The sequence below is a fragment of the Luteimonas wenzhouensis genome (assembly GCF_007859305.1).
GTDB classification, from domain to species: Bacteria; Pseudomonadota; Gammaproteobacteria; order Xanthomonadales; family Xanthomonadaceae; genus Luteimonas; species Luteimonas wenzhouensis.
Genome location: NZ_VOHE01000004.1, coordinates 319,338 through 342,791, shown reverse-complemented (window position 1 = coordinate 342,791; position 23,454 = coordinate 319,338). Strand labels below are relative to the sequence as shown.

The following is a 23,454-nucleotide window of genomic DNA, read 5'->3' as shown; positions in this document are numbered from 1 at the left end:
GCTCGCGAATGGGGCGGGGAGCCGCTCTACAAACGGGGTCAGTCAATGCTGCCCCAAGGAGCAAACGGCTTCCCCGGAAACCGATCCTGTCCGGCCAAATGCCGGACACCAGTAACGTACAAGGAGCGGCTTCAGCCGCGACCGGCTCCCTCCAGGCCTTGCGGAAGGCGGCGCGGGCGGTCCGGTGGCGGGGTCGCGGCTGAAGCCGCTCCTACAGGGGGTCCGGGTGCCCTGGCGGCAGCACCTTGCCGGGGTTGAGGATGCCGTCGGGATCCAGTGCCGCTTTCACCGCGCGCATTGCCGCGAGCGTCGGGGCGTCGAAGGCGCGGGCCATCCAGTCGCGCTTGGCCACGCCGATGCCGTGCTCGCCCGAAAGCGTGCCCTCCAGCGCCAGCACCAGCGCGAACAGCTCGTCGAGCGCCGCCCGGGCGCGCGCCGCCTCGCCCGCGTCATCGGGATGGAACATGACGTTGACATGCAGGTTGCCGTTGCCGGCATGGCCGAAGGCCACGATCGGCAGCGCATGCCGGGCCGCCAGCGCTTCCACGCCCTCGACCAGCTCGGCGATGCGCGAGACCGGTACCACCACGTCCTCGTTGAGCTTGCCCGGCGCGATCCCGCGCAGCGCCGGCGAGAGCGCGCGCCGCGCCGCCCACAGCCGCTCGCGCGCCGCGCCGTCGGGCGCCACGTCCAGGTCCAGCAGGCCTTCGCCGGACGCGGCATCGGCCAATGCCTGCAGCACCCCGGGCAGTCCGTCGTCGTCGCCGTCGGCCTCGACCAGCAGCATCGCCCCGGCTTCGGGCAAGGCCACGCCCTGGCCGCGCAGCAGGCCCAGCGCGCTCCGGTCGAGGAACTCGAGCATCGCCGGCACCTGCGGCTGGCGCATCAGCCGCGCGATGGCGGCGGTGGCGGAGGCGGCGTCGCGGTACAGCGCGCGCAGTCCCGCCACTGCCCGCGGGCGCGGCTGCAGCCGCAGCGTGGCCTCGACAATGAGCGCCAGCGTGCCCTCGCTGCCGACGATCAGGTGGGTGAGGTCGTAGCCGGTGGCGTCCTTGGTCCATGGCCCGCCGCAGCGCACCAGCTCGCCACGCCCGGTCACCGCCACCAGGCCGAGCACGTTGTCGCGGGTGGCGCCGTACTTCACCGCGCGCGGGCCGCCGGCGTTGCAGGCCAGGTTGCCACCGATGGTGCAGGTCTCGAAGCTCGAGGGATCCGGCGGCCAGAACAGGCCCAGCGGCTGCAGCGCCTGCTGCAGGTCGCCATTGACCACGCCGGGCTCGACGACGGCGCAGCGGTCGTCCGGCCGCAGCTGCAGGATCCGGTTCATGCGCGCGAACGACACCACGATCCCGCCGCCGAACGGGACCGCGGCCGCCGCGGTCCCGGTGCCCGCGCCGCGCGCCACCAGCGGCACCCGGTGCCGGCGGCAGGCGCGCACGATCGCCGCCACCTGGTCGCGATCGCGCGGCAGCGCCACCCCTGCCGGCATCGCATGGCGACGCGAATCGTCGCTGCCGTGCGCCTGCCGCGTGGCCGCGTCGGTGCGCCAGCCTTCTGCGCCGAGGAGCGCGGACAGCTCGGCATCCAGGTCCGGTGGCAAGGTCGCAGTGGTCATGGTCACGATCGCAGTGGGGCCGGACCGGCGGCCCGCGGAACACGGCACGGACCAACGGCGGACACGACGGGGTACGACGCCGGAGCGCATGCGCGAGCCAGGGCCGCACGCAGGCCACCCGCGGCCCGCGCCTGCCGCAAAGCGTGAACGGGTTGGCCAGCCGATTCAATGGCCACGCGCACCGGCTCACGGCGCATTGACCTCGCCTGCGCCAGCCTGCCGCTCCCGTCCGCACGGATCGCGCCCATGGCCAGCCTGCCCGCCTGCCCAGGCGCGCGTGCCACCCGGGCACCCACGCCTTGCGATCCCGGGCCAGCCGCGCCGGCATCGCCCGCATGACCCGCCCGGCCCGCACCCGCATCGGCTGCGCCGGCTGGTCGATCGGCACGCCCCAGCGCGCGCTGTTCGGCGACGGCGCCAGCATGCTGGTGCGCTATGCCACGCGATTCGACATGGCGGAGGTGAACTCCTCCTTCCATCGCCCCCACCGCCGCGAGACCTGGCGGCGCTGGGCCGGCGCCGTGCCGGCGCGCTTCCGTTTCTCGGTGAAGCTGCCGCGCACCATCTCCCACGAGCTGGGCCTGCGCGGCGCCGGGCCGGCCCTGGACCGGTTCCTGGCGGAGGTCGAAGGCCTGGGCGCGAAGCTCGGCTGCCTGCTGCTGCAGCTGCCGCCGTCGCTGGCGTTCGACGCGCGCAGCGCCTCGGCGTTCGTGCGCATGCTGCGCCGGCGCAGCGATGTCGCGCTTGCCTGCGAGCCGCGCCACGCCAGCTGGTTCGACCCGGAAGCGGATGCACTGCTGCGGCGGCATGCCGTGGCCCGGGTCGCGGCCGACCCCGCCCGCGTGCCCGCCGCGGCCACGCCCGGCGGCGATACCGGCTGGAGCTACTGGCGCTGGCACGGTGCGCCGCGCATGTACTACAGCCGCTACGACGACGAGGCGCTGGCGGGCCTCGCGCACGCAGTCGCCGCAGGCCGGGGCACCCCGGCCTGGGTGGTGTTCGACAACACCGCGCACGGCCATGCCGCCACCGACGCGCTGCGCCTGCAGGCGCTGCTCCGCGCGCGCCGGGGAGGACCGCGAGGTGCCTGAAGGCCCCTCGATCGTGCTCCTGCGCGAGGAGGCGATGCGCTTCCGCCACCGCACCGTGCGCCGGGTCGAAGGCGACAGCCGCCAGGACATCCAGCGCATGGTCGGCCGGCGGGTGCTGGACGTGCGCAGCTGGGGCAAGCATTTCCTGCTCGCCTTCTCCGGCTTCAGCCTGTGGGTGCACCTGATGATGTTCGGCTCCTGCCGCATCGACGCGCCGAAGGACAGGCCGCCGCGCCTGGCCCTGCATTTCGACACGGGGTCGCTGTACTTCTACGCCTGCTCGGTGCGCTTCATCGAAGGCCCGCTCGCGGCGGCCTACGACTGGCGCGCAGACGTGATGTCACCCGACTGGGATCCGGCGCTCGCCCGCCGCAAGCTCAGGTCGGCGCCCGAGGCGCTCGTCTGCGACGCCCTGCTCGACCAGGACGTGTTCGCCGGCGTCGGCAACATCATCAAGAACGAGGTGCTGTTCCGGATCCGCGTGCATCCCTGCACCCGGGTCGGCGACCTGCCACCACGCAAGCTGGCCCAGCTGGTGGCCCAGGCGCGCGCGTACAGCTTCGATTTCCTGGAGTGGAAGCGGCGGTTCGTCCTGCGCAGGCACTGGCTGGTGCACCGCAGGCGCGAATGCCCCGAATGCGGCCGCCACCTGGAGCTCGCGCACCTGGGCACCCGCCAGCGCCGCACCTTCTGGTGCGGGCACTGCCAGGCGCGCTACTGACCAGTGCGCTCCGCACCAGGCGCTGTACCGCCGTCGCACCTCATTCCTACCCCCGCGTCAGCCGCTCAGGCTGTTGCCTCTTGAGGCAACAACGACCAGGCCGACGACAATGCCTCGGCCTGCCGCAACACCGTCTGCACGGCAGCATCCTGGAGGTCGGGCGGATAGCCGTACTTGCGCAGGATGCGCTTGACCAGCACCCGCATGCGGGCGCGGGCCGATTCCCGGTGGGCCCAGTCCACTGTCACGTTCTCCCGAAGGCTTATCAGCAGCTCGTGGGCGATGACCTTGAGCTTGTCGTCACCCATCACCTGCACCGCGCTTTCGTTCTCGGCCAAGGCGTCGTAGAAGGCGATCTCTTCGTCCGACAGTCCGGACTCTTCGCCGCGCTGGCGGGCCGCGCGGATGTCTTTGGCCAGCTCGATGAGTTCCTGCAGCACCTCGGCCGTGGTGATGGCATTGGCGTGATAGCGGGCCACCGCATCTTCCAGCCGCTCCGAGAACGCCCTGGTCTGGACCACGTTGCTCTTGCTGCGCGAGCGGATGCTGTCGTTGAGCAGGTTACGCAGCGCCTCCAGCGCCAGATTCTTCTTTTCCATCTGCTGGACCTCGGCGAGGAACTCGTCTGAGAGGATGGAAATGTCCGGGCTCTTGAGCCCGGCGGCCTGCAGGATGTCCACGATCTCGGTGGACACCACCGCGCGGCTGACGATCTGCTGGATGGCCAGCTCGCGCTCCTGCCGGGTCACGCCCGAGCCGGTGCCGCTCTTGACCAGCGCCGCGCGGATGGCCTGGAAGAAACCGACCTCTTCGCGGATCTCGCGCGCCTCGTCAGAGGCGGAGGCCAACGCGAAGGCCTTGGACAGCGCCAGCACGGCGTCCTGGTAGCGTCGATGGGCCTTCTTCTTGCCCTCGGGGAGGGTCTCTTTGGCGGCCAGCCGCTGCTGCATGTCCAACACCCACTCGATGGCCCCGGCCATCGTGGCCAGGCGCTCCTGGGGCGAGCCGTCGAGACCCGAACGGTAGTCGAAGCCGTGGAACATGCCGCGCACGACCTCGTACTTCTCCAGCATCACCGCGATGGCCTCGGCCTCGTCGATGCCGGTGTTCTCGCGGTCCTTCGGCGAGTACTGCGCCAGCGCCGACTTCAGGTTCTGCGCGATGCCGATGTAGTCCACCACCAGGCCCGCGGGCTTGTCGCGGAACACGCGATTGACGCGCGCGATGGCCTGCATCAGGCCGTGGCCGCGCATCGGCTTGTCCACGTACATGGTGTGCATGCAGGGCGCGTCGAAGCCGGTCAGCCACATGTCGCGCACGATCACCAGTTTCAGCGGATCGTTCGGGTCACGTGCACGCCTGGCCAGCAGGTCGCGCCGGGCCTTGTTGCCGATGTGCGGCTGCCACTCGGGCGGGTCGCTGGCTGCACCCGTCATCACGATCTTGACCACCCCGGCGTTGTCGTCCGGACTGTGCCAGTCCGGGCGCAGTTTGACGATCTCCTCGTAGAGGGCCACGCAGATGCGGCGGCTCATGCACACCACCATGGCCTTGCCGTCCAGCGCGGCCACGCGGCTTTCGAAGTGCTGCACGATGTCGGCGGCCACCTGCCGAAGGCGCTTTTCCGCGCCCACCAGCGCCTCGATGGTGGCCCACTTCTGCTTGGCGCGTTCGCGGGCAGTCTCTTCCTCGCCCTCCAGGATCTCCTCCACCTCTGCGTCGATCTGGGGCTTCTCGTCCTCGTCCAGCTCGATGCGCGCCAGGCGGGACTCGTAATAGATCGGCACCGTGGCGCCGTCCTCCACCGCCCGGCTGATGTCGTAGATGTCGATGTAGTGGCCGAACACCGCCGGAGTGTTGACGTCATCCGCCTCGATGGGCGTGCCGGTGAAGCCGATGAAGGAGGCGTTCGGCAGGGCATCACGCATGTACTTGGCAAAGCCGTAGGAGACTTCGCCGGTCTTCGCATCCACCCTGGCCTTGAAGCCGTACTGGCTGCGGTGTGCCTCATCGGCGATGACCACCACGTTGCGTCGGGTGGTCAGCGGCGCCGTGACTTCGCCGAACTTCTGCAGGGTGGTGAAGATCACGCCGCCCGACGCGCGGTTCAGCAGCGCCTGCAGGTGCTCGCGGCTCTCGGCCTGCACCGGTGTCTGCCGGATCAGGTCACGGCACATGGAGAAGGTGGCGAAGAGCTGGTCGTCCAGGTCGTTGCGGTCGGTCAGCACCACCAGGGTCGGGTTCTCCATCGCCGGGTGCCTGACCAGCTGCCCCGCGTAAAAGGCCATCAGCAGGCTCTTGCCGGAGCCCTGCGTGTGCCAGATGACCCCCGCGCGCCGGTCGCCCGGGCGCTGGGACTTCACGCTGGGCAGACCGTATTCCGCGGGATCTTCGTCCACTTCCTGGACCTGCATGGCCGCGCGCACCGTGGACTCCACGGCCTTCTTCACCGCATGGAACTGGTGGTAGCCGGCGATGATCTTGACGAGGCCAGAGCCGGTTTCGCCAAAGACCGTGAAGTCCCGCACCAGATCGAGCAGCCGGCGATGCTCGAACACGCCCTCGATCAGCGTCGGCAGTTCCGGCGCCCCCTTGGGCGCGACCTCCCGGCCGTCCGTGGTGCGCCACGGCATGAACCGCTCCAGGTCGGCCGACAGCGACCCCACCCGGGCGGAGATGCCATCCGACGTGACCAGCAGCGCGTTGGTGTGGAACAGCTGGGGGATCTGCTGCTTGTAGGTCTGCAGCTGGTTGAAGGCACCGGCCAGCGTGGCGTTCCCGCTACCCGGCGCCTTGAGCTCGATCACCGCCAGCGGCAGGCCGTTGACGAACACCACCACGTCGGGCCGGCGGGTGTTCCGGCCATTGATCACCACGAACTGGCGCACCGCCAGCCAGTCGTTGTTCTCCGGGTGTTCGAAGTCGAGCAGCGCCACCTTGCCGGCGGTCAGCGTGCCGTCGTCGGCGTAGTACTCGACGTCCACGCCTTCCGTCATCAGCCTGTGGAGACGGCGGTTCTCTTCGAGCAGGGCGGGCAGTTCGGACTGCGTGACCCTGCCGATCGCGTCCTGCCGCGCCTCCGGCGGCACCCCGGGGTTCAGGCGGGCAACGGCGTCCTCGAACCGCCTGCGCAGCACCACCTCGTCGTGGCTCTCGCGCTCCGGCCGGTGGCCGTCGGGGCCGATGTCTTCCTCGCGTTCGATGCTGTATCCCAGCCCCCGTAGCTGCTCAAGCAAGGACTGTTCAAGTTCCGCCTCGGAGAGAAAGGCCATGAGGTATTGCCCCCCTGGATCGTTACCCGCTGCCCGCCACTGGCCACGTACCGCCTGCTTGACCTCGGTCGCCCGTCAACCTATAATAGTAGCCAATATGACCGGCGCCTCTGCACCCTTGGGTGTACGCGTCGGTTCTCATTTGTGCCCACCGCTCTCCCACAACGGCCAGTCCTCCCAGCCAGGGAACACGCCGAATTCCGTCAGCGAGAACGCCGCCGGGAATTCCGTCCTCAGCAGACTTACCAGGCGCCGTCCCCAGCTGGAATTCGGACAAATGACTCGCAACAGCCTCTGCATCAGGCAGAAATAGAAAAATGGCCGATTCCTGCGCAATTCCTTGGGCCAGTCGTCCGGAACTGGGGAAAGTTCCAGTACGTTGACGTTCCACAGCCGGCTGTGGTGGGCCGAGACGTTGCGGATGAAGTTCAGGCTGCGCAGCCACTGGGCAAGCGCCTTGCCGTCGGGAGCACCATACATCCGCGCAATGGATTTCTGGTCCTCATACTTCATCCCTGCAAACAGTTTCGAAAGAAGCCCGAAATCCCAGACTTCTATCGCAACCCAGATCGGCAATGCACCGTAATGCTGCATGTGGTGTACAACAAATGGCTCCTTGCGGGCACGGTGCACCAGGGATTCGTGTTTTTCCAGCCAGACCTGATGCGGTGTCTTGCCTTTGTCCGGGCCGTTGGAAATTCGTTTCTTCGTGAAGTTGCCGTGCAGGCAATCCGGATTCTCGTGTGCGAGCGGATCCTGTTGCCCGAGCAGATAGGCGACATCCACGCGCACAGCCATCTCGATGCGCTCCAGTGCGTCCAGAGCCAGTAATCGCAGCCTCTTGTCGAAGACGTACAGGCGCACCACATCTTCGAAACGGCTGCCTGGCACAAACTCATCCAGCCGTACTGGCTTGCCCTGCGCCTGCGATGCAGCCTCGTCGATTCGCCGCAGCGGATACCAGTAACCGCTCAAGCGGTAGTAACCCAGGCGCTCCAAATAGTCCATAGCCGCCACACGATCATCCACATGCAGGCCGCGTGCTTGCAGCAGCTCCAGCTGATCGGTGATGGACAGCCAACGTTTCAGGGGCCTCAAACCGGGAGCTCCTCTTGGTCAAAATTGCTCAGCAAAGCCGCGTTCTCCCCGAAACGCCCGCGCTTCAAGGTGAAGCCTCGGGTCAGGTGCTCGCACAGTACGGTAGCTGCCCACTGGCGAAAGCGCGTGGCTTTCGCGGAACTGACCCGATAGCCCACGGAAATGATGGCGTCGAGGTTGTGGTGCTTGAGCTGGCGCCGTACCTGCCGCGCGCCCTCCTGGCGAACTACCGAGAAATCCTCGGCAGTTGCCGCCTCCTGAAGCTCCCGCTCCTTGTAAATGTTCTTGAGGTGCAGGCTGATGTTGTCACTGGAAGTACCGAACAGCTCGGCCATCTGCGCCTGCGTCAGCCACACGGTCTCTCCCTCCAGCCGCACCTGGACCGGACCGTTTTCAGCTTCGAAGATGACGAGTTGCCCAGCTTCGTTCATAAGTCACGTTCCTTGAGGAAGGCTTGGGCATCGGAGATACGCAGCGTGCCGGAAATCAGGCCGTGCGGATCATGCGCATCGAGCCGCGAGGCCCGCACGGCCTGTACGACCCTGCGGATCGAGTCCTGCTGCGTCTCCGGCGGCAACCCGGGGTTCAGGCGGGCAACGGCGTCCTCGACCCGCCTGCGCAGCACCACCTCGTCGAGGCTCTCGCGCTCCGGCCGGTGGCCGTCGGGGCCGATGTCTTCCTCGCGTTCAATGCTGTAACCAAGCGCGCGCAGCTGATCCAGCATTGCGCTTTCGATTTCGGCTTCCGATAAAAAAGCCATTTTAATATTTCATCCTTTTCGCCTGGCATGGCAAGCAGATTCTCGTTCAGACCTGCAAACCCTACTTGGCGGCGTCGTAGGCATGCACTCAACAAGGAAAGTTCTCACGGAGATTACTTTCTCCTTTTCCGAATTTCATCGACCCAGTTTTCCAAATCCCTAATATCCGCTTCGAGTTCTTTCGGCCCAGGCACCGGCGCTCGCGCCGCCGCCGCTTCATCATGACCGGGAAGCCATGTAGAGCACTTTGTCATTGCAATTTCAACGGACTTGCAGTCATCTGGGGAGATGTCCGCGATCTGGGCAATGTGCTGGGTTTGGACTCCCGGCCTGTAGCGAACGACTATACCGCCCAGAAGCACCTCTTCAATCGCACGTTCCCACGCTTCTCGGAGCAACCCATAGAGAAACTTGGCTTCCTTCTCGTAGCCGTCCTGATCCCTGTCGCGTGAACGCCTGGCAGCCTCCTGCCAACACTTCTTGAGATATCCGATCTTCTTTTTCACAGGAAGCGCAACCCATGGAAGCTCGTCCGTGCATACGCCAGAACCTATGCCTAAGTGGCGAACATGCTGATCTAGCAGCTCTACACCCAACTCATCAGCGTATTGTCTGAGCGAAAGCAGAAAAACGACATCGTGCGTAAAGACGATGACCTGCCGCTTCTTTGACTCTTCTACTAACCGGCGGGCTACAGTGTGACGCCATTGAAAATCCAGTGATGACATCGGGTCGTCGAAAACGATGCCAGAAAGATCATCGGCAGTACTGAGTTCAGCGAAGAATGCAGCAATGGAAAGACAGCGCTGCTCGCCCTCGCTGGCCACCTTGGGCAATTCAACACCTGGTGCCCGCGTAAGAATGAGCCTGTGATGAAAGACACCCTCCTTACCACCAATCTCTTTCAGCTCAACTTCAACATGATCAAAGGAAAGCTTGTCCAGCTCCTCCTGAAAGCTCTGCTTGAGCTTCTGAGAAACAACCGCCTTAGTGACACTCGTGCTTTTAGCCGTTATCGTATTGGTTTTCGTATCGTCAATGCACAAACTGTAAGCAGCATATTTCTTCTGACGCTCAATTTCATTGAGCACCATCTGGAGATTTCCAGCCAAGATCTTTCGTGCGCGCAGCTCCTGCGCCTCGGCCGTCATGTTCCTGCGTACCTGATCATTCGCGCCGGCACGAAGCGTCTTGATGCGTTCCTCGATCTGAACCAACAAACTTTCGGCATCGGCAATAACGGACACAAGCGCGGGGCAATCGGCGTCTAGATCCTTGTTTTCCTTGAGGGCGAGCAATACAGTGACTCGACGTTTCTCATTGGATGCAAGCGCCGCACTGATAGCGTCTGCTACGGCTTCATGCTCGATACGAATTTCCTTGAGGGTCTCCTCGGCCGCTTCTGTCATCGTCTTGAGATCGGCGAAAACCTCTCTCTGTCGCCTGAAGTCATCTCTTAACTGGCGAAGTTCTTGCTCGAGCGCGGATGCCACAAATTCCTCGAACTGCTTAAGTCTATGAGCGGCGGCGTGGTCGAGACTCTGTTGACATAGAGAGCACTTTGCTCCTTCCTCCACAAATGGAAAAGGCTTGCCTGGGTATGCCTGCTCCGTTGAAAAACGCCGCGCCGATTCCCAGAAGGCCCTCCATGTATCACCACCCGTTCCCGCTAATAAACCTTCCGGGAACGTTGCCTCGCGCAATCGCTTGGCCTCTTCACTCTTATAGAGGCCCTTGGCTCGTGTTTCAAAAGCAGCCTTCACCGCATCATCCGACAGCGCTGCCTCGACAGCCTCCAAATGACGAACTAGCGCCACAACTCGATCGGTACGCACCGTGAGTTGCTGGACAAGCTTCTGAGGATCGTTAGCTTGCAAGTCCAGCAGGGATTTTTCGAGAAATTCAAGGCGATTTTCATCTTCTTTTGATAGCTGCGCGAGCGCTTGCACGTCCTCCGGCTTGGTTAGCGAGCTCACTTTCGCAAGAAAATTGGCTACGTCGGTGCCGTCCGGGATCATCGCTTGCACAGCGGGCAAGGTGCTCGCATTGAGCAAGCGCTGTTCGGATTCCAGCTTCGTGCGAACGGCCTTGCAAGCCTTTGCGAGCTTGTCGAACAGGTCCAGACCGAACGGTCGGAACAAAACGTCCGTTTTCTCAGTGAGATAGAAGGCAGCACATTTCGTATCGAAGACGCTCACGCGCGAAAGGAATGGATCTTCACTTCTGAATGTCCATTCACGTAAATCGGACCCCTCGCCAACCTTGTACTTTATGGAGACAACGGGAGCGTTCGTTTTATTACCGAAAACAATGTTTCCCAAGATCGGCTCTTGGACGCGCGTCCGGCAAGCGTTTTTCAGAATGCGAATGTAGCCTGTCTTGCCTGCGCCGTTGTCGCCGTAGACGACGGTGAGGCCGGGACCGAATCTGAGAGTCTGATTATCTGCCAACGCATTCACGCCGCGCTGATGGAAAATCGAAACCAGTGAGACGGGAGCACCCGCTGTACGATCTGGCACGTGTTCCCTCCCAAGCGGCAAGACGTCGCGTTGCTCGGCAAGGCCACGGCTGCTCTTGCATATCTCAGTCAGATCATCGATGTCTTCTTCCGAAAGCTCGCCGTCAAGCACGAGGCGGCGTAGCGCATCGCGCTGCCATGCGGGGCGCTCTTGTGACCATTCAAGAATCTCTTGCAGCACCGTCATGTTTTCACCCCCTCAAGGTAGTTGCGGTGTATTGCGCCTACTCGCACGTCACCGGAAATCAGCTTGGGCAACAGCGTGTTGCGCTTTGTGACAAGGGAGCGGGACTCGAAAAGTGCTTCACGGATACGGTCCAGCGCCGGCGCAACAAGCCTTTCGAATGTTTCAACTACAGCTAAAGGAGGCGCCACGACCTGGGCCCCCGCGAGGGTGTCACGGGTGATCGTGTCGAATACGGAGCCATGTGTCCGATGTTGGAGAGTCGAGACCAGTTGACGAGTTGTGAAGTAGTTGAAGAAGCCGCGATGGCCCAGCTTCCCTCGCAAGCCGTAGCAGGATTGGTTCATCGCCATCGGAACACCTACAAGAGCAAGTCTGCCCACCGTTCCGCGCGCGGAGATGATTGTTGTGCCGACCGGAAGAATCCGCGTCGATGAGTTCTCGACACCGGCATGGGTAATCTTCTTCTCCGTGTCCAACACCCAGACATCTGGCGCCGGCGGGGCATCGACAACCGAGAACCATGGGATGTCGCCGCCCCAATACTCAGCTACGGATGTCTTTGGTGTCCCGCCCCCAATTATCTCAACCGTGTCCGCAAACGACTTCACTTCCCACCCCTCCGGAATCTCCCCCAGCTCGGATTCGACGAGGCGGTCGGGGAAGAGGTCGTAAAGGTGGGCGGGCAAGCCGGGGAGGGATTGGCCGCGCTGCCAGCGGCCTTCCATCTTGGCGCGCACGGGCTCGAAGTCCACGAACCACGCCTTGAACAAGGCGCGGGCCATGGCTTCCAGCGTTTCGTTCTGCTTGCGGTTGAGTTCGATCTTGTCGTCCAGCGTGCCGAGGATGTGGGCGATGGCGCGTTGTTCTTCAAGCGGGGGAATCCGAGTCGAGAAACTCTCAATTCGCCCCGGAGCCGTGTGCTTTACCGTTGTACCCGTAGCAGAGCCGACGATCCATGAGCGGTACTCCCTCGTTCTTAATAGATACTCGATAAAGCGTGGCGATATTGGTATTTCATCTTTGAATTCAAGCAATCCGATTCGTTGGTTATGTAGCCAGACGGTCGAATCATTTGGAATTCGTGCGGCGTACCCAAGGGTGTCAGACTCTTTGCTAAGGTCTGTCATTGTTACAACAATCTGTCCCGGCTTGAGTACGTAGCCTTCAGGTAATGGCCCCTTGTAGTACCTGCGCTTGCCGTCTTGGAAGCCGCCACCAATGGAGAAATTGCCCGGAGTAACCAGAACAGTTTTTTGGGGCTCGTCAGTGAAATATTCGCTCTTAAAGGCGAATCCATGCTTCACCCTGAACAGCTCTCCAAGGGTCACTTGCTTCCACTCATTCGCCATACCCAAGCTCCCTCAGGTTGGTCTCGATCACCGCATCCCGCCGCGCCGCTTCCGCCCGCTGCCCGGGCCACTTATCCGCCATACCCGTCTTCCCTTTGCTCATCAAACAGCCTCAGGTACGGCTCGAACACGAAGCGCCGGTTACGCGCATAGCCGGTGATCTCGCGCAGCAGGCCGATGCCTTCCAGTCGGCTGACGATCTGGTTGGCGCCGGCGGGGGTGAGGTTCAGCCATTCGCGCACGGTGGCCACGTTGACGATGGGGTGGTCGAACAGGCGATCCATCACGCGCTGGCCATTGGCCGCGGCGCGGCCCAGCTCTTCGGTGATGCGGGCGCGGAATTCTTCACGCATGCGCAGGATGGCGGCGGCGGTCCGGGCGGCCTCGCGGCTGACGCTGACCACACCTTCCAGGAAGAAGCCCAGCCAGCCTTCCCAGTCCCCGGCGTCACGCACGGCCTGCAGGCGTTCGTAGTACTCGCCGCGGTGCTGCTTGAAGTAGTGCGAGAGGTAGAGCACCGGCTTGCCCAGCAGGCGCTTTTCCGTGAGCAGGAAGGTGATGAGCAGGCGCCCCATGCGGCCGTTGCCGTCGAGGAAGGGGTGGATGGTTTCGAACTGGGCGTGCGCCAGCCCCACCTGGATCAGGGGCGGCAGGCCGGCGCCGTCGTGCAGGAACCTTTCCAGGTCCGACAGGGCGCCGGGCACCTCGTGCGGCGGAGGCGGCACGAAGGTGGCATCGGCCAAGGTGCAGCCGCCGGGGCCGATCCAGTTCTGGCTGGTGCGCAGGTCGCCCGGCGCAAGGCGTCCGCCGCGTACACCCTGCATCAGTTCGGCGTGGATCTCGCGGATCAGGCGCACGGAGACGGGCAGGTCGGCCAGCCGCGCCAGTCCGTGGTTCATGGCGCGCACGTAGTTGGCCACCTCGTTCACGTCCCTGGGCGTATCCGGGTCGAACAGTTGCGCCTCGGCGGCCAGCAGGTTCTGCAGGGAGCTTTGCGTGCCCTCGATCTGGCTGGAGAGCACGGCCTCCTTGCGGACGTACATGAACACGAACAGGTCGGGATTGGGCAGCGTGAGCATGGCGCCATCCAGTCGCCCCAGGGCGTAGTCGGCCTCCGACAGGCGCTCGCGCAGCGGGCCGGAGAGGTCCAGGGGCGGATCCGGCGGCAGGGGCGCGGGGATGAAGGCCCGGTAGCCGGGGGGCTGCTGCAGGTAGCGACCGGCCCGGAAGCGCATGGGATCGGGCGCGTTGATCATGAACGGTGACGGGCCGCTTGTTAAACGTATCGTTTAGTATGGATGGGTTCCAGGGCCGAGTTCAACGCGGCGTTGAAAAGCCCAGGGCGGCCAGATTGGCCTCGATCGCTGCATCCAGCCGCGCCGCTTCCGCCCGCTGCTCGCGCCACTGCGCCGCCAGCCGCGCCATCTTTTCCGCGAACGGTTCGCCGTCATCTTCCTGCGCCGCCGCGCCCACGTAGCGGCCGGGCGTGAGCACGTAGTCGTGCCTGCGGATCTCGTCCAGCGTGGCGGACTTGCAGAAGCCGGGCACGTCGGCGTATTCGCCGGCGTCCTTCTCGCCGCGCCAGGCGTGGTAGGTGTCGGCGATCTTTTTGATTTCCTCGTCGGTGAGCTCGCGCCGGGTGCGGTCCACCATCACGCCCATGTTGCGGGCATCGATGAACAGCACCTGCCCGCGGCGGTCGCGCAGTTTGGTCTTCTTTACCAGGCCGTTGCTGCGGCCCTTGGCCAGAAACCAGAGGCAGGCGGGGATCTGGGTGGAATAGAACAGCTGGCCCGGCAGCGCCACCATGCAGTCCACCACGTCGGCTTCCAGCATGGCCCTGCGGATCTCGCCTTCGCCGCTCTGCTGCGAGCTCATGGAGCCGTTGGCCAGGACCACGCCGGCCGTGCCGTTGGGGGCCAGGTGGTGGTGGATGTGCTGCAGCCAGGCGTAGTTGGCGTTGCCCACAGGCGGCACGCCGAACTGCCAGCGTACGTCCTCGCGCAAGCGCTCGCCGCCCCAGTCGGAAACGTTGAACGGCGGGTTGGCCAGGATGAAATCCGCCCTGAGGTCGCGCAGCTCGTCCTTGTGGAAGCTGCCTTCGTTGTTCCAACGGATGTCGGCGTCGATGCCGCGCACCGCCAGGTTCATCTTGCACAGCCGCCACGTAGTGTAGTTGCTTTCCTGTCCGTAGATGGCGATGTCGCCCAGCCGCCCGCCGTGCTCCTCCACGAATTTTTCGCTCTGCACGAACATGCCGCCGGAGCCGCAGCAGGGGTCGTAGACGCGGCCGGTGTAGGGTTCCAGCATTTCCACCAGCACGCGCACCACCGAGCGCGGGGTATAGAACTCGCCACCGCGCTTGCCTTCGGCGCCGGCGAACTGGCCGAGGAAGTATTCGTACACGCGGCCGAGGATGTCCCTGGAGCGGCTGCCGTCCTCGCCAAGCGCGATGCCCGAGATCAGGTCGATCAGCTCGCCCAGCATCACCTTGTTGAGCGCGGGGCGGGCGTAGTCCTTGGGCAGCACGCCCTTGAGGGATTCGTTCTCCTTCTCGATGGCGCGCATGGCGTCGTCGATCAGGGTGCCGATGGTGGGCTTCTTCGCGTTGGCCTGCAGGTGCGACCAGCGCGCCTGCTTCGGCACCCAGAACACGTTTTCTGCCAGGTATTCGTCGCGGTCCTCGGCGGCGGCCGGGTCTTCGGTGAGCAGTGCCTGGTGCCTGGCCTCGAAGGCGTCGGAGATGTACTTGAGGAAGATGAGCCCGAGCACCACGTGCTTGTAGTCGGAGGGCTCCATGTTGCCGCGCAGCTTGTCGGCGGCCTTGAAGAGTTCGGCCTCGAAGCCGAGGCTGCCGCCGTTGCTTTTCCTGGCGGCATTTCGTCTCGCCATCCTGCTTTCCCCTTTGATCATGCTCTCTTCGACGCCACGGAACCCGGCGGGGGCCTCGCAGCGGCGCGCGCGGACCAGGCGCTCTACCCGACGTACGACGTATATCGCCCGTGGCCCCGCACAGTGAAGAACCGCCCCAGGTGCCCGGTTGTCGTACCAGCACACCTTCGGGGCGGGAGATATGGTGGGCCCACCAGGACTCGAACCTGGAACCAAGGGATTATGAGTCCCCTGCTCTGACCGTTGAGCTATAGGCCCGCCGCCGCGGCCATTATCGCCACAGCGGCGGCAGTTGCGGAGCCGGCCCGGCCACGTGGTCCTGTCGTCCGGCCGCCCTCCGGCGCAACCCGCCTTCCGAAGGCGGCGCAAGCGGTGCGTCGTCCACGCAGCAGGGGGCGGGCCTGCGCCGCGCGCAAAAAGAATCGCGCAGCCGCGGCCATCGACGAGAAGCTGGCCACGGCTGCGCGATACGAGCGGGCGGCGGACCGCCCGGTCGTCGGGACGACGGCTTACTCGGTGCCGTCGGTGTTGTTGCGGCCATCGGCCGCGGCGTTCGCCTCCTCGGCGGCGTCCTGCGCCTGCTCGGCGGCGTCGGCGGCCTTCTCGGCGGCGTCGGCCAGATCCTCGCGACCGGTCATCTCGTCGGCACCCTGCACCTGGCCGGCGATCTGCGCGCTCGCGTCGGCGGCGGCATCGGCGGCCTCGGCGGCGGTCTGGGCGGCCTCGGCGGCCACCACGTCGCCGGTGGCGGCGGCATTGGCGGCGGCCTGCTGCGCCTCGGCGGCCGAGTCGGCGGCCTCCTGGGCGGAGTTGGCAGCCTGGTCGGTGTTGCTGCACGCCGCCAGGCCGGCAGCCAGCGAGAGCGCGAGAAGGGTCTTGGCAATGTTCATGGGATCTCCTGTACCCGGCGCCCTGTGCGCCGTCGCGGGCCAATCTGCGCGAAGCCGTGTTCGCGCCGCGCGAATTTCCCGGCAACGGCCGCCGTCGCGTTCAGCTTCGGGCCGGCAACCGCGCCATTGCGGCCACCGCGTGCTGAACCGCCGGTGCGGCGACGGTCCTGGGATGCGGGTCGGCGTGGCGCCGGTCGCGTCGCTGGCCGCGGATGCCCCACCGCCGCGTGGCGCCGGATGCGTCGCGGGCCTCGCAAAGCACGACGCCCCGGCGCATCGCACCGGGGCGTCCTGGTCTTTCGCGGGTGGCTGCGGCCGTCAGTCGATGTCGAGGAACGAGCGCAGCTGCTCGGAGCGGCTCGGGTGGCGCAGCTTGCGCAGCGCCTTGGCCTCGATCTGGCGGATGCGCTCGCGGGTGACATCGAACTGCTTGCCCACTTCCTCGAGGGTGTGGTCGGTGTTCATGTCGATGCCGAAGCGCATGCGCAGCACCTTGGCTTCGCGCGGGGTCAGGCCGGCGAGCACGTCGCGCACGGTCTCGGACAGGTTGATGTTGGTCGTGGCCTCGATCGGGGACTCGACGTTGGTGTCCTCGATGAAGTCGCCCAGGTGGGAGTCCTCGTCGTCGCCGATCGGGGTCTCCATGGAGATCGGCTCCTTGGCGATCTTCATCACCTTGCGGATCTTGTCCTCGGGCATGTCCATCTCCTTGGCCAGCTCCTCCGGCGTGGCCTCGCGGCCGTACTGCTGGAGCATCTGGCGGGAGATGCGGTTGAGCTTGTTGATCGTCTCGATCATGTGCACCGGGATGCGGATGGTGCGCGCCTGGTCGGCGATCGAGCGGGTGATCGCCTGGCGGATCCACCAGGTGGCATAGGTCGAGAACTTGTAGCCGCGGCGGTACTCGAACTTGTCGACCGCCTTCATCAGGCCGATGTTGCCCTCCTGGATCAGGTCGAGGAACTGCAGGCCGCGGTTGGTGTACTTCTTGGCGATGGAGATCACCAGGCGCAGGTTGGCCTCGACCATCTCCTTCTTGGCCTTGCGCGCCTTGGCCTCGCCGTAGGCCATCGCGCGGTTGATCTCCTTGAGGTCGGCGAGCGTGACCATCATCGCCTTCTCGACGGCGATCGTGGCTTCCTGCTCGGCGATGATCTGGTCCTTGACCTCGCGCAGGCCGCTCGACCACTTCTGCTTGCGCTTGAGCACGTCGTCCACCCAGCCCAGGTTGGTCTGGTTGCCTTCCCAGGAGCGGATGAAGTCCTTGCGCGGCATCTTGGCGACCTTGGTCGCCAGCTCGAGGATGCGGCGCTCGTGGTCCTTGATCTCGCCCACCACGTCGCGCAGCTTCTTGACCAGCACGTCGGTCAGCGGCAGCGGCAGCTTGAAGCTGGTGAAGATGGCGGCCATCTCCTCGCGCAGCTTCAGCACCTGCCTGGCCTCCGGGCCGTGCTTGGCGTAGGCCCGCTGGAACTTCGCGTACAGGCCGGCCAGCGTCTCCATGCGGCGCGCCACCTCGGCCGGGTCGGGCCCGGTCGGCGCGGTGTCCTCGGTGTCGCTGGAGGAGTCGTCCTCGTCCTCGGCCTCCTCGTCGTCGCCCTCGCTGGCGGTCGCGGTAGCGGTGCCCGCCTCCTCGCGCTCGGCCGCGGCCGGGACCTCGGCCTCTTCCTCGAGGTCGTTGAAGCCGACCACGATCTCGGCCAGGCGCTTCTTGCCCGCCTTGTGCAGCTCGTACTCCTCCAGCAGCAGCTGCACCGACCACGGGAAGCTGGCCAGCGAGGACAGCATCTGGTTCAGGCCTTCCTCGATGCGCTTGGCGATCGCGATCTCGCCCTCACGGGTGAGCAGCTCCACCGTGCCCATCTCGCGCATGTACATGCGCACCGGGTCGGTGGTGCGGCCGCCCTCGCCATCGAGCGCGGTCAGGGTCGCCGCCGCCTCCTCGGCCGCGGTGTCGTCGACCTCGCGGCTGCCGGTGGAATCGCCGGTGAGCAGCAACGACTCGACATCGGGCGCGATCTCGTGCACCTCGATGCCCATGCCGTTGATCATGCCGATGATGTCCTCGATCTGCTCCGGATCGACCAGGTCGTCGGGCAGGTGGTCGTTGACTTCGGCGTAGGTCAGGTAGCCCTGCTCCAACCCCTTGGAAATCAGGAGCTTGATGTCGGACTGCTGAGCTGGACGTTCGTTCGCCATGAGGCGCGCACCGGGAAGAAAAGTGAACCCGTAATTGTACCATTGCCCGCGGTACGGGTCCTGACCGCGGGCACCGGAGCCGGGCCCCCGTGGCCCGACCCGTGACCATATGGGGGCGATCGCGCCCGATTCCAGCCGCGGCCCGTCCACCGGCGAACCGCGCCTGGCGCCCGCATTCAGGCGCGCAGCAGGAAAGTCACCGGCCCGTCGTTGGCCAGCCGGACCACCATGTGGGCCCCGAAGCGGCCGGTCTCCACCGGTCCGGCATGCCGGGCCCGGCATTCGGCCACGAGCGCGGCGAAGGTCGGTTCGGCCTCCTGCGGCGGCGCGGCGGCGCTGAAGCCCGGGCGCATGCCCGACCGGGTATCGGCGGCCAGGGTGAACTGGCTGACCAGCAGCAGGCCGCCGCCGGTGTCGGCCAGGGAGCGGTTCATCCGCCCCTGGTCGTCGGCGAACACCCGGTAGCCGAGCAGCCGGGTCGCCATGCGCGCCACCTGGGGCTGGCCGTCGCCCGGTTCCACCCCCACCAGGGCCAGCAGGCCGCCGCCGATGCGGGCGATGGTTGCGTCGTCGACACTGACGCTGGCTTCGGACACGCGCTGGATCAGGGCAAGCATGGACAGGCCGGCAGGTCGGTGGGGAGGACGGCCGCACAGCCTACCGCCTCGCCGCGCCACGCGCAGCGCGCGGGCCTGCGCGGCGGCGACCGCCGCGGGCCGCCCGCTACACTGGCCGGCGTGACCGGTCTCCTCGCCCGCCTGCTCTATGTGTTCGCCGCCGCGATCGGGCGCCTGCCGTGGCCGCTGCTGCGGGGGCTCGCCGCCCTGCTGGCCTGGCTGTGGCGACGCACCGGCGCGCGCGAGAGCGTGGTCGCGCTGCGCAACCTCGAACTCGCCTACCCCGACCTGGCGCCCGCGCAGCGCGCGCAGTGGCATCGCGCCGTGCTGCATTCGACCGCGCTGCAGACGCTCGAAACGCTGCGCCTGTGGACCCGCCCGCACCACCGCAACCTGCAGTCGATCCGCGAAGTGCACGGCGAGGCGCTGTTCGACGCCGCGCTGGCCGGCGGACGCGGGCTGATCGTGGCCGCACCGCACTTCGGCAACTGGGAACTGCTCAACCAGTGGTTGGCGTCCAGGACCCCGCTGGCGATCCTGTACAAGCCGCCGGAGTCGGCGGTCGGCGAGGCCTTCCTGCGGCTGGTGCGGGCCAACGCCGACGCCGACCGCGTGACCCAGGTGCGCGCCGAAGGGGCGGGCGTGCGCCAGCTGTACAAGCGGCTGCAGGCCGGCGGCGTGGTCGGGATCCTGCCCGACCAGCAGCCCAAGGGCGGCGATGGCGAGTTCGCGCCGTTCTTCGGCCGCCCGGTGCTGACCATGACCCTGCTTGGCCGCCTCGCCGCGCGCAGCGGCGCCACGGTCCTGTTCGCCTGGTGCGAACGGATCGGCGATCGCGGCGAGCATGCGCTGTGGATCGCGCCGGCCGACCCCGGGATCGACGATCCCGATCCGGCCCGGGCCACGGCCGCGCTCAACGCCGGGGTCGAACGCATCGCGCGCCGCGACCCGGCCCAGTACCAGTGGACCTACAAGCGCTTCAAGGCGCAGCCGCCGGGCAGCGGACCGCATCCCTACATCGACCTGGAGCGTGGATGAGCGCCGCCGGTGACGCCCTGCCCGACCCTGCCGCCCCGCCGTCGGTCGCCGGCGACGGGGGCTGGCGCCCGCTGCCGCCGCGCGCGCGCTGGCTGTTCGTGATTGGCAACCTGGCGACGCTCGGCGCGGTCGCCATCGGGTTGCTGGTGCCGCTGGGGATCTGGCTCGGCGGCACGACCCGGGCCCTGGTGCTGGGAGTGCTGGTGCTCGTGGCGCTGCCGGGCTGGGGGCTGTGGCTGGCGCTGCGCCGGTACGCCTGCACCCGCTGGCGCCTGGACGCGCACGGCTATGCGCTGCGCCGCGGCCGGCTGTGGCGGCGCGAAACCTTCGTGCCGCGCAGCCGGGTGCAGCACCTGGACCTGCAGCGCGGCCCGATCGAGCGCCGGCTCGGCCTGGCCACCCTGGTCATCCACACCGCCGGCACCCGCCACAACGCGGTCGCCACGACCGGCCTGGACGACGGCGACGCCGAATGGCTGCGCGACCAGCTCGCGCGCTGGATCGAGGTCGATGACGACGACGCCTGAACCGCCCGCGGCCGGCGTCGAGCGGCGCCTGCACCCGTGGTCGTGGCTGTTCGTGCTGCTCGGGTCGATGCGCCAGTTCCTGGTGCCGCTGGCCGTGCTCGTGGTGCTCGGCGGGCGCCGCGAGGAAGGCCTGCAGCTGGCCGCGGCCGGGATCGCGGTGGCGGTGCTGGCGGTGGCGTCGGTGTGGCGGTACTTCACCTACCGCTACCGGGTCGACGGCGACAGCCTGTTCATCCGCAGCGGCCTGTTCGAGCGCAGCCTGCGCCAGGTGCCGTTCTCGCGCATCCACAACGTTGAGGTCATCCAGGGCGTGATGCACCGGGTGTTCGGCGTGGCCGAGGTCAAGCTCGAATCGGCCGGCGGCACCCGGCCCGAAGCGCAGATGCGGGTCCTCAGGCTGGAGGACGCGCTGGCGCTCGAACGGCTGATCCGCCACCGCGGTCGTGCGGATGCGGCCCGGGTCGCCGCCGATGGCGGCGAGGACGCGGCGCAGACCCTGCTGGCGCTGCCCACGTCCGAGATCGTGCGCCTCGGGCTGGTGTCCAACCGCGGCATGGTGGTGGTGGGCGCGGCGATGGCGCTCGCGTCGCAGGTGCTTCCGGAGAACATGTTCCGGCACGTGTTCGAGCGCATGTGGCAGCAGGGATCGGGCTATGTCTCCACATGGCAGGGCGGGATCGCCGGGCCGGTGCTGGCCGCGACCAGCCTGGTGCTGCTGGCGCTGGCCCTGCTGCGCCTGTTCTCGGTGGCGCTGGCGCTGGCGCGCTACCACGGCTTCCGGCTGCAGGCGCACGGACGCCGGCTGACCGTCGAGCGCGGCCTGTTCCAGCGCGTGCGCAGCAGCGTGCCGCGCCGCAGGATCCAGGCCTGGACCCTGCGCGAGGGCGTGCTGCACCGCCTGTTCTCGCGCCGCTCGCTGGCGATCGACACCGCCGGTTCGCAGGTGACCGGCGACGGTCGCGGCCGCCAGCACGAGCCGCCCGAGCTGGCCCCCATCGCGTCCCCGCAGGCCTGCGACGCGCTGCTGCAGGAACTGCTCGACGCGCGCTGCTGGCCGCCGTCGCACTGGCACCCGCTGCACCGGCGCGCATGGCTGCGCCTGTGGCTGGGCCACCTGCCCTGGGCGATCGCACTGGTGGCGGCGCTGGCATGGAACGTCGGCCCGTGGGGCGCGGCCGGGCTGCTGTGGCTGGCCTGGGGCGGGGTGCTGGCGCGGCGCCACGCACGCTTCGCCGGCTGGCACCTGGGCGAGCGCCTGGTCGCGGTGCGCGAAGGCTGGTGGTCGCGGCACTGGCGCTTCGCCGAGATCGACAAGCTGCAGGCCCTGCAGCTGCGCCAGTCGTGGCTCGACCGCCGCTTCGGCATGGCCTCGCTGTGGCTGGACACGGCCGGCGCCGGCGCGGCCACGCCGCCGCTGCGCATCCGCCACATCGCAGAGACGGACGCACGCGCACTCTACGACCGCCTGCGCGGCGAAGTGGCGCGGCGCCCGTTGCGCTGGTAGCGCGGCCTCAGCCGCGCGGCGAAGGCTGCGCGGCCAGTTCGAGGAACAAGGCCTCGTAGCGCGCGTTCATGTGTTCGCGGCCGTACTCGCGCAGCGCCAGCGCACGCGCGGCCCGGCCGAGGCGCGACGCGAGCGCGTCGTCGCGCAGCAGGCGCTCGAGCGCATCGGCCAAGGCGGCCGGATCGGCCTCCGGCACCAGCAGGCCGTCCTCGCCGTCGTGGACCACCTCGCGCACGCCGGGCACCGCGCTGCCGACCACCGCGCAGCCGGCGGCCATGCCTTCGATGAGGGCCAGCGGCATGCCTTCGTAGTGGGTGCTGAGCACCGCGATGCGATGGGTCTTGAGCAGCTCGGGCACGTTGCGCGCCACCCCGAGGAACCGCACCTGCCCCTCCAGTCCGAGCCGGGCGGCCAGGCGCTCGACCGGCGCCCGGTGCAGCGCCTTGCCGCCGCCGGCCAGCAGCAAGGGCGGACGCAAGCCGCGTTCGCCGAGCAGGGCCAGCGCCTTGAGCAGGGTGGCGTGGTCCTTCTGCCGCGAGTACCGCGCGACCATGACGATCCCGGGCACGCGCCCGGGCAGCGGATGCGCATCGGCATCGGCGAACGGATCGAGGCGGATTCCGTTGGGGATGGCGATGGTGCGGTCGGGCGGCATCCCCATGCCGAGCAGCACCTGGCGCACGCCTTCCGAGCAGCCGACGATGCGCGAGGTGCGCGCCGCCAGCCAGCGCGTCTGCGCCAGGCGCCAGCGCGTGTAGCGCTCGCGGGTGTTGTGCTCCACGTGCACCAGGTGCGGGACGCCGGCGAGCAGCCCGGCGTAGCGGCCCCACAGGTGCTCGCTGAACCCGTGCGCGACCAGCACGTCGGGCCGGAATTGTCGGCACAGCCGCGCCAGCGCGTGGATCGTGGCCGGGTGCGACCAGCCCGGCACCACCTCCAGCGGGGTGCCGGCCGCGCGCAGTTCCTCGATCCGCGCCGGATCCCCGCGACGCTTGCGGCGCAGGACCAGCAGCGGCTCGACCCGTCCGCCCGCCACGCCGGCGTTCACCAGCTGGATCGCGACCTGGGTCGCGCCGCCGGAAAAGCCGCCGGTGACGAAATGGAGGACGCGCGGGCGGGGCTGGGACATCAAGACGGCCGTGACACGGGGCCGCCTACAATATCGTTTCCCTGCTC

The 23,454-nt window shown here is 67.2% G+C and carries 18 protein-coding genes and 1 tRNA gene; 5 read left to right on the top strand and 14 right to left on the bottom strand.

All coding sequences use genetic code 11. The annotated features are described in order from the left end of the window. Positions 1 to 211: 211 nt before the first annotated feature. Positions 212 to 1,615: an FAD-binding oxidoreductase gene (locus FQY79_RS10205; protein WP_146312801.1), complete on the bottom strand. Its 1,404-nt coding sequence runs from the start codon at positions 1,613 to 1,615 to the stop codon at positions 212 to 214. Positions 1,616 to 1,950: 335 nt separating this feature from the next. Here FQY79_RS10205 and FQY79_RS10200 point away from each other — a divergent pair, with 335 nt between their 5' ends. Together FQY79_RS10200 and FQY79_RS10195 are read left to right on the top strand one after the other, a co-directional pair. Further along, entirely contained in the window at positions 1,951 to 2,706 is a 756-nt protein-coding gene (locus FQY79_RS10200; protein ID WP_146312800.1) for a DUF72 domain-containing protein, read from the top strand. After that, positions 2,699 to 3,427: a DNA-formamidopyrimidine glycosylase family protein gene (locus FQY79_RS10195; protein ID WP_146312799.1), complete on the top strand. Its 729-nt coding sequence runs from the start codon at positions 2,699 to 2,701 to the stop codon at positions 3,425 to 3,427. The genes FQY79_RS10200 and FQY79_RS10195 overlap by 8 nt, the downstream gene beginning before the upstream one ends. A gap of 65 nt (positions 3,428 to 3,492) precedes the next feature. Here FQY79_RS10195 and FQY79_RS10190 read toward each other — a convergent pair whose 3' ends face one another. The 12 genes from FQY79_RS10190 to dtd all read right to left on the bottom strand — a co-directional run bounded on the left by FQY79_RS10190 (position 3,493) and on the right by dtd (position 19,209). After that, complete coding sequence (locus FQY79_RS10190; protein WP_146312798.1) at positions 3,493 to 6,699, bottom strand: type I restriction endonuclease subunit R; 3,207 nt, start codon at positions 6,697 to 6,699, stop codon at positions 3,493 to 3,495. Between the two features lie 138 nt (positions 6,700 to 6,837). Further along, on the bottom strand, positions 6,838 to 7,797 hold the full coding sequence (locus tag FQY79_RS10185) for an Abi family protein (RefSeq protein ID WP_222434274.1): 960 nt from the start codon (positions 7,795 to 7,797) through the stop codon (positions 6,838 to 6,840). Then, positions 7,794 to 8,228, bottom strand: coding sequence for a virulence RhuM family protein (locus FQY79_RS10180; RefSeq protein WP_246123082.1), 435 nt, complete (start codon positions 8,226 to 8,228; stop codon positions 7,794 to 7,796). Before FQY79_RS10180 ends, FQY79_RS10185 begins: the two co-directional genes overlap by 4 nt. Then, a complete protein-coding gene (locus FQY79_RS10175; protein ID WP_146312797.1) occupies positions 8,225 to 8,557 on the bottom strand; it encodes a type I restriction endonuclease in 333 nt (110 codons plus the stop codon). The genes FQY79_RS10180 and FQY79_RS10175 overlap by 4 nt, the downstream gene beginning before the upstream one ends. Positions 8,558 to 8,670: 113 nt before the next feature. Further along, entirely contained in the window at positions 8,671 to 11,262 is a 2,592-nt protein-coding gene (locus tag FQY79_RS10170) for an AAA family ATPase (RefSeq protein WP_146312796.1), read from the bottom strand. Further along, positions 11,259 to 12,611, bottom strand: a complete 1,353-nt coding sequence (locus FQY79_RS10165; protein ID WP_146312795.1) for a restriction endonuclease subunit S — start codon at positions 12,609 to 12,611, stop codon at positions 11,259 to 11,261. The genes FQY79_RS10170 and FQY79_RS10165 overlap by 4 nt, the downstream gene beginning before the upstream one ends. A 71-nt stretch (positions 12,612 to 12,682) precedes the next feature. Then, positions 12,683 to 13,867, bottom strand: coding sequence for a Fic family protein (locus FQY79_RS10160; protein WP_246123081.1), 1,185 nt, complete (start codon positions 13,865 to 13,867; stop codon positions 12,683 to 12,685). A gap of 61 nt (positions 13,868 to 13,928) precedes the next feature. Beyond that, a complete protein-coding gene (locus FQY79_RS10155) occupies positions 13,929 to 15,503 on the bottom strand; it encodes a class I SAM-dependent DNA methyltransferase (RefSeq protein WP_146312794.1) in 1,575 nt (524 codons plus the stop codon). 182 nt (positions 15,504 to 15,685) lie between these two features. Continuing rightward, positions 15,686 to 15,761, bottom strand: a tRNA-Ile gene (locus FQY79_RS10150). Positions 15,762 to 16,012: 251 nt separating this feature from the next. After that, positions 16,013 to 16,393, bottom strand: coding sequence for a hypothetical protein (locus FQY79_RS15390; protein WP_186759932.1), 381 nt, complete (start codon positions 16,391 to 16,393; stop codon positions 16,013 to 16,015). 318 nt (positions 16,394 to 16,711) lie between these two features. Then, the gene (rpoD, locus tag FQY79_RS10140; RefSeq protein ID WP_146312793.1) at positions 16,712 to 18,592 is read right to left on the bottom strand and encodes an RNA polymerase sigma factor RpoD; all 1,881 of its coding nucleotides are present in this window, start codon (positions 18,590 to 18,592) and stop codon (positions 16,712 to 16,714) included. 176 nt (positions 18,593 to 18,768) lie between these two features. Next, positions 18,769 to 19,209, bottom strand: coding sequence for a D-aminoacyl-tRNA deacylase (gene dtd, locus FQY79_RS10135; RefSeq protein ID WP_146312792.1), 441 nt, complete (start codon positions 19,207 to 19,209; stop codon positions 18,769 to 18,771). A gap of 120 nt (positions 19,210 to 19,329) precedes the next feature. Between dtd and FQY79_RS10130 the strand changes: the two genes are divergently transcribed. Genes FQY79_RS10130 through FQY79_RS10120 form a run of 3 tightly spaced genes read left to right on the top strand, consistent with a single transcriptional unit; the run spans position 19,330 to position 22,278 of the window. Then, positions 19,330 to 20,247, top strand: a complete 918-nt coding sequence (locus FQY79_RS10130; protein WP_425463202.1) for a lauroyl acyltransferase — start codon at positions 19,330 to 19,332, stop codon at positions 20,245 to 20,247. Beyond that, positions 20,244 to 20,774, top strand: a complete 531-nt coding sequence (locus FQY79_RS10125; protein ID WP_084524644.1) for a PH domain-containing protein — start codon at positions 20,244 to 20,246, stop codon at positions 20,772 to 20,774. Before FQY79_RS10130 ends, FQY79_RS10125 begins: the two co-directional genes overlap by 4 nt. After that, complete coding sequence (locus tag FQY79_RS10120; protein WP_146312791.1) at positions 20,758 to 22,278, top strand: PH domain-containing protein; 1,521 nt, start codon at positions 20,758 to 20,760, stop codon at positions 22,276 to 22,278. The genes FQY79_RS10125 and FQY79_RS10120 overlap by 17 nt, the downstream gene beginning before the upstream one ends. Positions 22,279 to 22,285: 7 nt before the next feature. Here FQY79_RS10120 and FQY79_RS10115 read toward each other — a convergent pair whose 3' ends face one another. Then, complete coding sequence (locus FQY79_RS10115; RefSeq protein ID WP_043740375.1) at positions 22,286 to 23,407, bottom strand: glycosyltransferase; 1,122 nt, start codon at positions 23,405 to 23,407, stop codon at positions 22,286 to 22,288. Positions 23,408 to 23,454: the final 47 nt, after the last annotated feature.